This is a genomic window from Mesorhizobium sp. B2-5-11 (genome assembly GCF_006440835.1).
Lineage (GTDB): Bacteria > Pseudomonadota > Alphaproteobacteria > Rhizobiales > Rhizobiaceae > Mesorhizobium.
In genome coordinates, this window is the sequence record NZ_VFUK01000002.1 from 589125 (window position 1) to 601256 (window position 12132).

Consider the following 12132-nt stretch of genomic DNA (forward strand, 5'->3'; position numbering starts at 1 on the left):
TGGGATGAGCACAGCCAGCAACGGCGCTTCCACCTGGAAGTCCGACATAGCGTTTGCGTTGCTTGCCGCCTTGCTGCTGCTGGCGCTCGATCTCTATGCCGGATTCCCGCAACTGGCCAACCCGGCCGGCGACAATGACAGCCTGCTGCAACTGGTGGAGGTTCGCGACCTCCTGGCCGGCCAGGGCTGGTTCGACCTGCACCAGTACAGGATGGGGCTGGAGGGTGGCTTCGTCATGCACTGGTCGCGGCTGCTCGACGCCCCGCTGGCGCTCGGCATGCTTGCCCTGTCGGCCCTGACGGGCAGTGCCGCTTTGGGCGAGCAGGTCGTGCAGGTGCTTTGGCCTCTCCTGCAATTCTGGCTCGCGCTGTTCTCCATCATGCGCGCCGCGCGCGCTTTCGCTGGCGAGCACGCGGTCCTGCCCGCCGCGGTGGTCGGCGGAGCGGCCTTGTATTATCTCGGAATCTTCTCGCCCGGCGCGCTCGATCACCACAATGTCCAGCTGATGCTGACCTTGGCCGGCTTGGCTTTGCTGCTTGAAGCCCCTCGCCACCGGACAGCCGCCCTGTTTGCCGGCGCGTGCGCCACGCTGGCATTGGCGATCGGCATGGAAAGCGCCCCCTATGCTGGAACCCTGGGCGCCATCGTCGCCCTGCTGTTCCTCGTCAGCGGTGGCGGCGAAAGGCTGATCGCCAGGGATTTTGGCTTGGGCGTTACCGCCGTCTCGGCCCTTGTTTTCATCACCACCATACCGGCGTCGGCATGGGGGCAGACCCAGTGCGACACCTTCTCGACCGTGCAGTTCGTGGTTGCCGCGCTTGCCGGCGCCGGCCTTGCGGTCATCGCCTCATGGGGCGCCGCCAATGCGACGTACGGCCGTCGCCTGGCCTCGCTCGGCCTGCTGGCGTTCGTGCTTGTCCTTGTCGTGATGTTTCTGTTCCCGCAATGCCTGGCTGCCCCCTATGCCGGCCTCGACCCGCGCCTCCAGCAGATGTGGCTCGGTCATATCGACGAAGCGCAGTCGATATTCCAGCTCGTCGCGGCCGATCCGGCCAGAGCGGTGGCGCGCTTCGCGACGCCGCTGGTGGCGATCGTCCTGATGGCGCTGCGCCTCGGCAAGGGCGGCTGGCGGCGGCAAGACAGTCTCGTCGGCGCGCTGCTGGTGATGGCTTTCCTGGTCAGTGCCTGGGAGGTCCGCGGCTCGACCTTCTCCATCGCCTTCGCGGTGATCCCGCTTTGCGCCTGGATCGCCAAATGGCGGCAGCGCGCCGAAAACAGTCCGTCCGGTGGCTCCGTGCTCCGTATGGCCGCAGCCTGGCTGATCTCGGTCAATGCGGTTTGGTCCAGCGCTGCCGAGGCGGCATCGAGCGCCTTCCAGACCGGTGCGGCCGTCACCGACGCCGGCATCGATGCACCTTGCAACAGCAAGGCCTCGTTCGCCGCGCTCGCCCGCATGCCTCACACCACGGTGCTGGCCATCTCCAATCTCGGCTCGCCGATCCTGGCCTTTACCGGTCATCGCGCGCTCGCTGGGCCCTACCACCGCAACGTCGCCGGAAACCTGCTCGTATTCGATGCCTTGCTGGGCTCGGCCACTGACGCGAAAGCCGTCGTGGCAAACCATCGCGTCGGGATTGTCGCGCTCTGCCGCGGCAATCCCGAAACCAGGCTTCTCGCAACCAAGGCGCCTGACGGCTTTCTGGCCGGGTTGATGCATGGCAGCGTGCCGGATTGGCTGGAACCGGTGGCGGAGACCCAGGGCGCGCCGCTGGAGCTCTATCGCGTTCGCCCCGCCGGCTGAGAATCCGCGTGAGCGACGACGCCGTTGAGCCCGGACGGCTTTGCGGAGGGCAACGCACTCCAGCGGCGAAAAATCGATTTTTCCGATACGTTTCCTAAAGGGTTTGCTGCCAGTCTCGGAAATAAATTCCGACTTCGAGAAACAGGGACACCGATGCAAACTTCGTTTGGCACCGGTCAGGCAAACAGGGAGAGCACGGATCTGGCATTCACCGATCCGTTGACCGGGCTTGGCAACCATCGCCGCTTCTTCGACAAGGTCGATCGCCTGATCAGCGACCGTGCCGACGATCCCGCGCCCTTCACCGTCGGCATTCTCGACCTTGATGGCTTCAAGCCGATCAACGATCTGTTCGGCCACAAGGCCGGCGACGACATCCTGATCCAGGTGGCGATGCGGCTGCGCGCCTCGATGGACGGTCATTCCACCGTCTGCCGCATCGGCGCCGACGAATTCGCCTTCCTCTACCCGCTGGTGTTCAGCGAGGAGGCGGCGGCCGAAAAGTCGCGCATGCTGATCGAAATCCTGTCGGCCCCGTATGATGTCGGCGAACGCACGGCGAGGCTGTCGGCCTCCGTCGGCTGTTCGCTGTTCTATTCCGGCGACGAGACCACCGAGATCCTCATCAACAAGGCCGAAACGGCGCTTTACCATGCCAAGCGATCCGGCCGCGGCCGGGTCGTCGTCTATACCCGCGAAATGGAAGAGGCGGCCAAGCGCGTCACCCGCATCGAGCAGGCGCTGCGCCGCGCGGTCTCGGCCGGCGAGGTGGAGCCGCATTTCCAGCCGATCGTCGACCTCACCACGCGCCGCACCATCGGCTTCGAGACGCTGGCGCGCTGGACCGACCGCGATCTCGGCTCGGTGCCGCCGACCGTCTTCATTCCGATCGCCGAGGAGCGCGGCATCATCGGCCCGCTGTCGCAGCTAGTGCTGCGCAAGGCGACCGAGGCGGCGAGAAGCTGGCCGAAGGACCTGTTCCTGTCGTTCAACCTGTCGCCCTCGCAGCTCGTCGACCAGAACACCGGCCTGCACATATTGGCGATCCTCGACCGTACGGGCTTCGATCCGCGCCGGCTGGAGATCGAGATTACCGAGACCGGCCTGATGAACGATCCGGCCTCGGCCGCGCAGATCGTCGAGGACCTGCGCCGCGTCGGCATCCGCGTCTCGCTCGACGATTTCGGCACCGGCCAGTCCTCGCTCGGGCGGCTGCGCGAATTCCATTTCGACAAGTTGAAGATCGACCGCGCCTTCGTCTCCTCCATTCTCGATGACCGCCCGTCGGAGCACATCATCCGCGCCATTCTCGCAATGTGCGAAGGGCTCGGCATGGATGTCGTCGCCGAAGGCATCGAGGAAGAGGCGCAGGCCGACCGGCTCGTCCAGTTCGGCTGCGCCGGTGGGCAGGGCTATCTGTTCGGCAAGCCGGCCGATGCCGACGCCACGCTCGGCTATCTCCGCGATTCCTTCCGCGGCGCCCTGCGCGCCAAGGCGATCTGAACGGGCGATTGGCCCGTTCGATCGAGGCCGTGCCGTGCCTGCGCGCGACCTCCAGGCTTTTTGTCAGACATAAGCCGGAAAATCCGTCTTTTCGCCCTTGCCCGCCGGACCGGTCTGGCTAGGATGCGCGCCGGTCAACCCGGGAGACGAAAACCATGATGCCATCGGCACGTTTTGCCGACCTCGAAAGCGCTTCGGTGCTGATCACCGGCGGCGGCTCCGGCATCGGCGCGGCATTGACCGAGGGTTTCATGCGCCAGGGCGCCAAGGTCGCCTTCGTCGACATCGCCGACAAGCCCAGCACCGCGCTTGCCGACCGCATCGAGAAAGAGCTCGGCCGCCGGCCGCTCTACCTCAAGTCCGATCTGCGCGACATCGAAGCGCTCCGGGCGTCTGCCGCGAAGGCGGCCGAAGCGCATGGCGACGTCACCGTGCTGGTCAACAATGCCGCCTGGGACGAACGCCACGCCGTCGAAGACGTGACGGTGGAGTTTTGGGACAACAACCAGGCGATCAACCTCAGACCGCATTTCTTCACCGCGCAGGCGGTGGCGCCGGGCATGAAGCGGGCCGGCGGCGGCTCGATCATCAATTTCACCTCGACCTCCTACCTGATCAACCACCCCGACATGCCGGCCTACACCGCCGCCAAGGCGGGCATACTCGGCCTCACCAAGGGTTTGGCCGGCAAGCTCGGGCCCGACCGTATCCGCGTCAACGCCGTCGCGCCCGGCTGGGTCATCACGGAACGGCAGCAGGAACGCTGGGTGACGGAGCAGGCGCTTGCCTCTCATGTCGCCAAGCAGTGCATCAAGGACGTCATGCGGCCGGACGATTTGGTCGGCACCGTGCTGTTCCTGGCCTCGGACGCCTCGCGCATGCTGACCGCGCAAATGCTGATCGTCGACGGAGGTTTCCTGTGAGCCCCGGGTTTGCCGGCCCCCGATTTGTCGGCAATGTGCCGGCGGTCGCGGCGCTCGATTGGGGCACGACCCGGCTTCGTGCCTGGCTGATCGACGGCGGCGGCAAGGTGCTTGCCGAGCGTCGCGGCGACGACGGACTGATCACCGCGCGCGAGAAGGGCTTTTCCCGGGTTCTCGAGGGTCATCTCGCCGCCATGGGCGCGCCGGAAACGCTGCCCGTCATCATCTGCGGCATGGCAGGCTCGCGCCAGGGCTGGCTCGAAGCGCCCTATGTCACCGTGCCGGCGCCGATCGGCGCCATCCTGGCCGGCGCGGCCCGCATCCCGGGGGAGAGCCGCGACATTCGTATCGTGCCCGGCCTTGCCCAACGCCTGGCCGATGCGCCAGACGTCATGCGCGGCGAGGAGACACAGCTTGCCGGCGCCGGTTTGCCGGCAAAGGGGCGTGAAATCGTCTGCATGCCGGGCACCCATTCGAAATGGGTTCTGGTCGAGGACGGCGCCGTTGCCGGCTTCGGCACATGGCCGACCGGCGAGCTGTTCTCGGTGCTGGCCGCGCATTCGATCCTGCGCCATTCGCTCGGCGAGCATCCCAAGCCGGTCGACCCGCAGAACCCTTTCTTCCGCCGCTGGTGTGGTGCGGCGTTGACCGAAGGTGCCGACGTCACCGCAAAACTGTTCTCGATCCGCGCCGCCGGTCTGCTCCAGGACATGAAGGCCGACGATGCCGCGGCCTGCCTGTCGGGCCTGCTGATCGGCGGCGAGATCGCCTCGGCGAGGCGCCGCCAGGCCGCGGGCGCCACATCGGTGGTGCTGATTGCCTCCGGCGCGCTTGCGGCGCTTTATCGGCAGGCGCTCGGCCTTGCCGGGCTTGGCGTGCGGACCGTCGACGCGGATGAGGCGGTGCGCGCCGGCCTGGTCGAGGCGGCGCGCGAAAACGGCATGATCGCCAGAACCGGAGTTGCCTGATGAACCAGACCGCTGCGTTCCCGAAGCTCAAGCGCGGGCTGGTCGCCATCCTGCGCGGCCTCAAGCCTGCCGAGGCGGTGGCGATCGGCCAGGCGGTCTTCGATGCCGGCATCGAGGCGATCGAGGTGCCGCTCAATTCACCCGATCCATTCGCGTCCATCGCCGCCATCCTCAAGGCACTGCCGCCGGCCGCGCTGGTCGGTGCCGGCACGGTGCTGACGCCAGCCGATGTCGATGGCCTGCACGAAGCCGGCGGCCGGCTGCTGGTCAGTCCCAATATCGATGCCGAGGTGATGGAACGCGCCATGCAATACGGCATGGTCACCATGCCCGGCGTGTTCACGCCCACGGAGGCCTTCCTGGCGATCCGGCTCGGCGCCTCGGCGCTGAAATTCTTCCCGGCAAGCGTGCTCGGCGCATCCGGTATTTCCGCCATCCGCGCGGTGCTGCCGGCTTCGACATTGGTCGGCGCGGTCGGCGGCGTCTCGGAGAAGGACTTTGCCGGCTACAAGGCGGCCGGCGTCACGGTTTTCGGGCTTGGCTCCAGCCTGTTCAAGCCGGGCATGAGCGTCGAAGACGTGGCCGCGCGGGCCCAGGCGGCGGTGACGGCCTGGGACGCGGTGTTCGGCGGAGACGCAGGATGAGCGAAGCGATCGTTTCGGTTTTTTCCGACCATGTCTGCCAGCTCGGCGAGGGGCCGAGCTACGACCCCGCCACAGACACGCTCTACTGGTTCGACATCGTCAAGGGCCATCTCCTGGAAAAGCGCCTGTCCGGCGGCGCGGCCCAGGTGCACGAGCTTGGCCGGATGGCCAGCGCTATCGCCATCATCGACGACAAGCGCCAGCTGATCGCCACCGAAACCGGGCTTTTTGTCCGCGACGTCGCCACCGGCAGGATGACGCTGCACACACCTGTCGAGGCCGACAATCCGGTCACCCGTTCCAACGATTCCCGCGTCCATCCCTGCGGCGCCCTTTGGACCGGCACGATGGGCAAGGGCGAGGAGAAGGGCGCCGGCGCGATCTACTGGTTCTTCAAGGGCGAATTGCGCAAGCTGTTCTCCGATATCACCGTGTCGAACTCGATCTGTTTTTCCGCGGACGGCGCGCTCGCTTATTACACCGACACCTCGACCGGCCTGTTGATGCGTGTTGCCTGCGATCCGGCGACCGGCCTACCGGAGGGCGAGCCGAAGCTGTTCGTTGATCACCGGTCGGCCAAGGGCTTCGTCGACGGCTCCGTGCTCGACCGCGACGGCATCCTGTGGAATGCCGTCTGGGGCGGCAAGGTGGTTAAGGGCTACGCCCCGGACGGCAAGCTGGTGCGCACGATCGCCATGCCGGTGACGCAGCCTTCCTGCCCGGCCTTTGTCGGCAAGAACGCCAGCCGGCTGGCGGTTACCTCGGCCTGGCACGGCAAGGACGACAAGCAGCGCCAGCTCGACCCGCAGGCCGGCATGACCTTCCTCCTCGACATCGAGGTCAATGGCCGGTTCGAGCCGCGAGTGCTGATCGCCTAGGGCACCTCTATATTCAGGTGATGCCGGCCTTTTCGACTCGGCCTGACTTGAAGTTTCGGTACCCTGATGCATCGCGTCTGACGGGATCATTCGGCCGGCTGTCACGCAGGCGTCCGGCCCGCGTCGGTTTCGCGAAAGCCTGGCGTCTTCGCCATGCGATGGTGTGGAATTGCACCATTGGGAATCATGTCATGTCCAGCCCCAGGCTGATCCTCGTCCACGAGCCGGAAAAGGCCTGCCTCGAGCGGCTCCTCGCCGATGGCCACGCGCCGGAGCGTGCCGCCGAAATCGTTTCTTACCTGGCGCAATCGACCGATCTCGCGCATGAATTCGACGCCCTCGCTTCTGCCTTCAATCGGCGCGATCTCGGCTTCGCGGCGGTGGAGCTGGACGATGCCGCCGATATGCTCGCCAAGGCCGACCCGGCCGCCACGCTGGTCTGGACGCTGACCGACGGCATCGCCTATTTCCGGGGCGGCGCGGCGCCTGCACTTGCCAGGCTGAACGGCCTGAAGGCGATCGGCGCCGAGGATTCGCTGTTCGCGCTCTGCCAGGACAAGTTCCGCTCCGGCGCCGTGCTCGGCGCGCTCGGCTTGCCTGTGCCGCGGGCCGGCCTGGCGCGCAACGGACAATGGCTGGTCGAGCCGCCGGTTTCCGCCGCCGGCTGGTTCGTCAAGCCGAACCGGCTCGGCGCCAAGATCGGCATCTGGCCGGATTCGCGCTGCGGCGATCTCGGCCACGCGCTGGAGCTTAGCCGGCGTGTTTTCACCGCCTATCGCGACGACGTCGTCGTCCAGCCCTATGTCGGCGGCCGCAATGCGCGCGCCAGTTTCCTGGGCCTGAGGCCGGACACCGGCGTCGAAGCGCTCGGCGTCGCTTTCGTCGAGTCCGGCGGCGATTTCCAGACCATGGAAGACAGCCTGGCGCTTTACGGCGAGACCGGCGAGGCGGCGAAGGCGGCGGGCAAATACGCCGAGCCGCTTCTGCTTCCGGTCGCCGAAAGCCAGCCGCTCGCCGATGCAAAAGTCCGCGCCATCGCCGAACGGCTGATGAGCGGGCTCGGCCTGCGCGACGTGTTTTCCATCGATTTCAGGATCGAGCCCGACGACACCGTTCACCTCATAGAATTCGAGGTCTGCCCCGGCCTGCCTTGCTTCGATTTCCGCGCCTATTGCCGGTCTCAATGGGGCTTGGAGCTTGCCGACGCCATGGCCGAAACCGCGGCGAACCGAATGACCCGTTAAAGCGCGGCAAGATTGCCTGCCGTACGCTATCCCAAAGGCATTCGCTCGAATGCCTGCAAGGAAGGATCTATCCTGTCCCAGGCATGGCCGCGGATGGCATATGTGACCACCTGCGGATTGAACTGGCCGGGATCGTCAAGGCTGGTCGCGTGAACCGCTATCAGGTCCGGCCTTGCGACCTGCGTCAGGTAGACCGGCGTTCCACAGGTCGGGCAGAAGGCGTGGATCTTTTCGTTGCCGCTGTCGCCCGCCACCCGCCAGGTGCTCGCTTCGCCCGTGATCGTCATATCGGCTCGCCGGGGGAAAGTCAGATAGGAGCTGTGGCCCGTGCCGCTTCGCTTCTGGCACTCGTGGCATTGGCAGTGGTTTTGAAAGATGGGTTCGCTGCTCGTTTCATAGCGGATCGCACCGCATGCGCATCCGCCGCTATAGCGTTTGGTCATTGTCGTTTTCCCGCAGTCGGATTTGCTGGTCAGGCCGATTTCGGCTTGGCGAAAATATCGATGCCGCTGCCGGTTTCCAGGAAGGATTTCATGCTGGACAGCACCGCCGGCCATCCCTGGCTGACGCCCTTCGCCATGCCGCTGCCGGCTTCGAGTTCGTTATGGCTGACGGTCAGCCGCACCATCGTGTCGTATTCCTCGATGGCGAACGTCACCCGGCTGTATTTCGACGGATCGTCGGCCTGCGAAGCGTTTGCCCAGGTCATCACGAGACGGGTCGGCGGCGAGATCTCGACGACCTTGCCGACCAGTTCGACGGTGCGCTCGTCATTGGCGCGGATATGTTCCCATTTCGATCCCGCCTTCCAGTCCGAGACGTTCTCATGGCCCCAGTAACGCCGTGCGATGTCGGGCCTGGTTATGGCCTCGAACACTTTTTGCGGCGTCGAGCGGATGTAGGTCACGTAGACAAAGCTGGTCGTCTCTGCGGTCATTTGTCTTCTCCTTCGAGTTCCTGTTTCAGGTCATGCAGCAGGCTGAGCCGCTGGCGTTCGAATTTGCGCACCCAGCGCTCGTAGACCTCGTGCAGCGGCACGGGATTGATGAAATGCAGCTTCTCGCGGCCGCGTTTGACCGTGCTCACCAGATTGGCCGCCTCCAGCAGGTCGATGTGTTGGGTGGCGGATTGCCTGGCCATATCGAGATGTTCGCAAAGCTGGCCCAGCGTCTGCCCGTTCTTCTCGCACAGAAGATCAAGCAGCCTTCTGCGTGTCGGGTCGCCCAGCGCCTTGAAAACCTTGTCCGCGTCCATCGGGTTCACTCTGATGTGAAGCCATAATATGCAGGTAAATACCTGCATGTCAACCCGCGATCGGCCGGCATCAAAATTACCCCCGTGTAAGGGCTGTTCGGACGCGATTGCTAAAGGGATTATGCGTCAGCCATGTCGTGGCCGTTGTCGAACGACTGTGCCGGTTGTCGCTCAAAGACAACCGGGCGGGGCGCCGCCTGCTGGGCCAGGCTGCGGGATGTGAACCTCAGGACTCGTGCAAAGGCCGCGACCGGCACTGATGCCGGCCGGGATAGGCCTCAGACGCCCTCGACCAGCACGATCTCGCCGTCGGCGACCTTCTGGCGAATGGCGGCGGCGCGCTGGTATTCAGGTGAATGGTAGCAGTCATGCGCGGCGGCAAGCGTCTCGAACTCGATGACGACGTTGCGCGCGCGGCCGGCCCCTTCTGCCTTCTCATGCTCGCCGCCGCGCGCCAGGAATTTCGCGCCGAAGCGCTCGAAGGCCGGCTTGGCGGCGGCGACATAATCCTTGTAGCCTTCCGCGTCGCGCACATCGACGCGGGCGATCCAGTATCCCTTGGGCATCCTTCTTCTCCGAAGCCGTTCGTTGCAAATTATGCCGAGCGCATTTCGTCGAGGATGGCTTCAGCCGCCGCGCGTCTGTCCGCCGCGGCGACGATCGGGCGCCCGACGACCAGATGGCTGGAGCCGCTGCGGATGGCATCCGCCGGCGTCATCACGCGCTTCTGGTCGCCATGGTCGCTGCCGGCGGGGCGTATGCCTGGCGTTACCACCGCCATGTCGGGCCCGACGATGCGGCGCACCGCCTCTGTTTCCGCGGCCGAGCAGACGATGCCGCCCATGCCGGCATGCAGCGCCTGTTCCGCGCGCCGCAGCACCAGCGTGTGCGGGTCGTATTCGTAGCCCGCGTCGATCACGTCCTGTTCGTCCATCGAGGTCAGCACGGTGACGGCAAGCAGGCAAAGCTCGCTGCCTCTCGCCGCCTCGACCGCCGCCCGCATGGTCTTCGGGTAGGCATGCAGCGTCAGCATGGTCATGCCCATCTTGACGATGTTCTCGACCCCCTTGGCCACAGTGTTGTCGATGTCGAGCAGCTTCATGTCGAGAAAGATCTTCTTGCCCGCGCTGGCGAGCTCCCTGGCGAAATCGAGCCCGCCGGCGAAGGCGAGCTGATAGCCGATCTTGTAGAAGGAGACGACGCCATCGAGTTCGCGTACCGCCTTCTCGGCCTCTTTCAGGCTCGGCACGTCGAGGCCGACGATCAGCCTTTCGCGCATTGTGTCGGTCTGCATGGCGTTGGCGATCACGGCTCGACCCGGGTCGACAGCATGCGCGAGGTTTCGATCAGCGTGCGGCATAGGTGCTCCATGGTTCGGTGCAGTCGTTCGTCCTTGAAACGCCCGTCCTCGTCGAAGGCGTTGCCGCCTTCCGGCACCGAGCATTCCGGCGTCACCACCTCCATCTGGCAACGCACCAGCACGGCGCGCAGATGGTTGATGCAGCGTATCCCGGCGAAGTGTCTGCTGGAAGACGAACTGAGGCCGGCTACCTTGCCGGCAAACGGCCTCACCGCACGGCCGCCATCCTTGCGCACCCGGCTCACCCAGTCGATCGTGTTCTTGAGCAGCGGCGGAATGGAGCCGTTATATTCGGGCGTGGCGATCAGCAGCCCGTCATGGGCAATGATCATCCGGGCAAGTTTCAGGGCGTTTTCGGGGACGCCTTTTTCCTTCTCCAGATCCTCATCCATGATCGGCAAGGGATAGTCGCCAAGCGAGATGCGAGTGACCTCGGCGCCTTGCACCGCAAGTTCCTTCTGCGCCACGTCGGCGGTCCTGCCACTGAAGGCCCCGGCCCGGACCGAGCCGGCAAAGACGAGGATTTTTGGGATCACTGCCATTGGCCAACCTTGTTCCCGGACAGGTACAGCCAGAGCCCGCTCAAATCAATGCAGATCAGGCAAAGCGTCATCCCCGGGCTTGCCCCGAGAATCTGCCAACGCATCCAAGTCAGACATTTTCGTCCCAATGCCCACCGCATCTGATACCGCTATGCGGCAGATCCTCGGGACAAGCCGCAGGATGACGACTTTCGAAGACATTCGCGGTCGGCTTCGCAATCCCTAATGCGCCTCGCGCCGGTAGATCCACAGCTGCGTTGGCGGGATGTTGCGGATGATGAAGTCGAAATGCTTGACCGTATAGTCGCCGCGGCCGGGCGGGATCGGCGACATCGGGCCGTAGGTCAGCTGCACGATCGGCCGGCCGGCCGGAATGCGGTCAAGCAGGCTTTCGATATAGGCGATGCGCTGGGCGACCGGGAAGTTGAGCAGCGGCACGCCCGAGACCACCGAATCGAACATCATCCCGCTCTTGTCGCCAAGCGTGGCGTTGAGATTGAAGGCGTCGCCCTCGATGACGTTGACGCCGGGGTAGAGCCGGCGCAGATGGCGCACGAAGTCGGTGGAATATTCGACCGCGTAAAGGTTTTCAGGCCTCACGCCCTGGGCCAGGATGGCGCGGGTGATGACGCCGGTGCCGGGCCCGACCTCGAGCACCGGCAGACCGGACTTCGGGTCGACGATCGAAGCCATCTTGCGGGCGGTGATGGAGCTGGTCGGCACGATCGAGCCGACCGTCTTCGGCTTGTCGATCCAGCCCTTGAAGAACTTCAGCTCGTCGTCGAACTTTTCGGCAAGCGCCTTCCGCAGTCCCGGACCACGTGTCATGCAAGCTCTCCTCAGCGCTCCCCTGAGAGCTACTTAACACCTAAGCCGCCCAAGGCAAGGCAGGGTCATGCCAATGTCGTGGATAAGATAGTTTTCGTCGCGTCTAAAAATGCGCGCCTACTGCGGTTTTCACGGCGCGTGTCGGCCGCCCGGCAGGTGAGGCGCAGCGCCGACACCGGCAAGGCAA

Annotated in this window: 14 protein-coding genes; 7 read left to right on the forward strand and 7 right to left on the reverse strand. The window is 65.2% G+C overall.

Going from position 1 to position 12132, the window contains the following annotated elements:
* Positions 1–4: 4 nt before the first annotated feature.
* From FJ490_RS10145 to FJ490_RS10175, 7 genes are all read left to right on the forward strand, one after another.
* The gene (locus FJ490_RS10145) at positions 5–1801 is read left to right on the forward strand and encodes a GtrA family protein (protein WP_140728765.1); all 1797 of its coding nucleotides are present in this window, start codon (positions 5–7) and stop codon (positions 1799–1801) included.
* Between the two features lie 153 nt (positions 1802–1954).
* Positions 1955–3304 (forward strand): EAL domain-containing protein, encoded by a 1350-nt coding sequence (locus FJ490_RS10150; RefSeq protein ID WP_140491655.1) that lies wholly within the window; start codon positions 1955–1957, stop codon positions 3302–3304.
* A gap of 155 nt (positions 3305–3459) precedes the next feature.
* Complete coding sequence (locus FJ490_RS10155; protein ID WP_140662524.1) at positions 3460–4227, forward strand: SDR family oxidoreductase; 768 nt, start codon at positions 3460–3462, stop codon at positions 4225–4227.
* The gene (locus FJ490_RS10160; RefSeq protein WP_140728766.1) at positions 4224–5195 is read left to right on the forward strand and encodes a 2-dehydro-3-deoxygalactonokinase; all 972 of its coding nucleotides are present in this window, start codon (positions 4224–4226) and stop codon (positions 5193–5195) included. The genes FJ490_RS10155 and FJ490_RS10160 overlap by 4 nt, the downstream gene beginning before the upstream one ends.
* On the forward strand, positions 5195–5839 hold the full coding sequence (locus FJ490_RS10165; protein WP_140491649.1) for a 2-dehydro-3-deoxy-6-phosphogalactonate aldolase: 645 nt from the start codon (positions 5195–5197) through the stop codon (positions 5837–5839). The genes FJ490_RS10160 and FJ490_RS10165 overlap by 1 nt, the downstream gene beginning before the upstream one ends.
* A complete protein-coding gene (locus FJ490_RS10170) occupies positions 5836–6717 on the forward strand; it encodes an SMP-30/gluconolactonase/LRE family protein (protein ID WP_140728767.1) in 882 nt (293 codons plus the stop codon). Before FJ490_RS10165 ends, FJ490_RS10170 begins: the two co-directional genes overlap by 4 nt.
* A gap of 191 nt (positions 6718–6908) precedes the next feature.
* Positions 6909–7961 (forward strand): D-alanine:D-lactate ligase-like protein, encoded by a 1053-nt coding sequence (locus FJ490_RS10175; RefSeq protein ID WP_140554677.1) that lies wholly within the window; start codon positions 6909–6911, stop codon positions 7959–7961.
* A gap of 26 nt (positions 7962–7987) precedes the next feature.
* Here the strand turns inward: FJ490_RS10175 and FJ490_RS10180 are convergent, their stop codons facing one another.
* The 7 genes from FJ490_RS10180 to pmtA form a co-directional block, all read right to left on the reverse strand.
* Positions 7988–8404 (reverse strand): GFA family protein, encoded by a 417-nt coding sequence (locus FJ490_RS10180; protein ID WP_140728768.1) that lies wholly within the window; start codon positions 8402–8404, stop codon positions 7988–7990.
* Between the two features lie 29 nt (positions 8405–8433).
* Positions 8434–8898, reverse strand: a complete 465-nt coding sequence (locus FJ490_RS10185; protein ID WP_140514194.1) for an SRPBCC family protein — start codon at positions 8896–8898, stop codon at positions 8434–8436.
* A complete protein-coding gene (locus FJ490_RS10190; RefSeq protein ID WP_140491640.1) occupies positions 8895–9215 on the reverse strand; it encodes a helix-turn-helix domain-containing protein in 321 nt (106 codons plus the stop codon). The genes FJ490_RS10185 and FJ490_RS10190 overlap by 4 nt, the downstream gene beginning before the upstream one ends.
* A gap of 278 nt (positions 9216–9493) precedes the next feature.
* Positions 9494–9781 carry a DUF1330 domain-containing protein gene (locus FJ490_RS10195; protein WP_140491638.1) on the reverse strand — a complete coding sequence of 96 codons (288 nt, stop codon included), beginning with the start codon at positions 9779–9781 and terminating at the stop codon, positions 9494–9496.
* 29 nt (positions 9782–9810) lie between these two features.
* The gene (gene pyrF / locus FJ490_RS10200; RefSeq protein WP_181165186.1) at positions 9811–10524 is read right to left on the reverse strand and encodes an orotidine-5'-phosphate decarboxylase; all 714 of its coding nucleotides are present in this window, start codon (positions 10522–10524) and stop codon (positions 9811–9813) included.
* Complete coding sequence (locus FJ490_RS10205; protein WP_140728769.1) at positions 10521–11117, reverse strand: NADPH-dependent FMN reductase; 597 nt, start codon at positions 11115–11117, stop codon at positions 10521–10523. The genes pyrF and FJ490_RS10205 overlap by 4 nt, the downstream gene beginning before the upstream one ends.
* 222 nt (positions 11118–11339) lie before the next feature.
* On the reverse strand, positions 11340–11945 hold the full coding sequence (gene pmtA / locus FJ490_RS10210; protein WP_140625262.1) for a phospholipid N-methyltransferase PmtA: 606 nt from the start codon (positions 11943–11945) through the stop codon (positions 11340–11342).
* Positions 11946–12132 lie beyond the last annotated feature (187 nt).

Bases quoted from the DNA above. Each gene is read 5' to 3' on its own strand.
- FJ490_RS10180 (WP_140728768.1), bottom strand. From the start codon at position 8,404: ATGACCAAACGCTATAGCGGCGGATGCGCATGCGGTGCGATCCGCTAT.
- FJ490_RS10185 (WP_140514194.1), bottom strand. From the start codon at position 8,898: ATGACCGCAGAGACGACCAGCTTTGTCTACGTGACCTACATCCGCTCG.
- FJ490_RS10150 (WP_140491655.1), top strand. From the start codon at position 1,955: ATGCAAACTTCGTTTGGCACCGGTCAGGCAAACAGGGAGAGCACGGAT.
- pmtA (WP_140625262.1), bottom strand. From the start codon at position 11,945: ATGACACGTGGTCCGGGACTGCGGAAGGCGCTTGCCGAAAAGTTCGAC.
- FJ490_RS10190 (WP_140491640.1), bottom strand. From the start codon at position 9,215: ATGGACGCGGACAAGGTTTTCAAGGCGCTGGGCGACCCGACACGCAGA.
- FJ490_RS10155 (WP_140662524.1), top strand. From the start codon at position 3,460: ATGATGCCATCGGCACGTTTTGCCGACCTCGAAAGCGCTTCGGTGCTG.
- FJ490_RS10175 (WP_140554677.1), top strand. From the start codon at position 6,909: ATGTCCAGCCCCAGGCTGATCCTCGTCCACGAGCCGGAAAAGGCCTGC.
- FJ490_RS10205 (WP_140728769.1), bottom strand. From the start codon at position 11,117: ATGGCAGTGATCCCAAAAATCCTCGTCTTTGCCGGCTCGGTCCGGGCC.
- FJ490_RS10195 (WP_140491638.1), bottom strand. From the start codon at position 9,781: ATGCCCAAGGGATACTGGATCGCCCGCGTCGATGTGCGCGACGCGGAA.
- FJ490_RS10145 (WP_140728765.1), top strand. From the start codon at position 5: ATGAGCACAGCCAGCAACGGCGCTTCCACCTGGAAGTCCGACATAGCG.
- FJ490_RS10170 (WP_140728767.1), top strand. From the start codon at position 5,836: ATGAGCGAAGCGATCGTTTCGGTTTTTTCCGACCATGTCTGCCAGCTC.
- FJ490_RS10165 (WP_140491649.1), top strand. From the start codon at position 5,195: ATGAACCAGACCGCTGCGTTCCCGAAGCTCAAGCGCGGGCTGGTCGCC.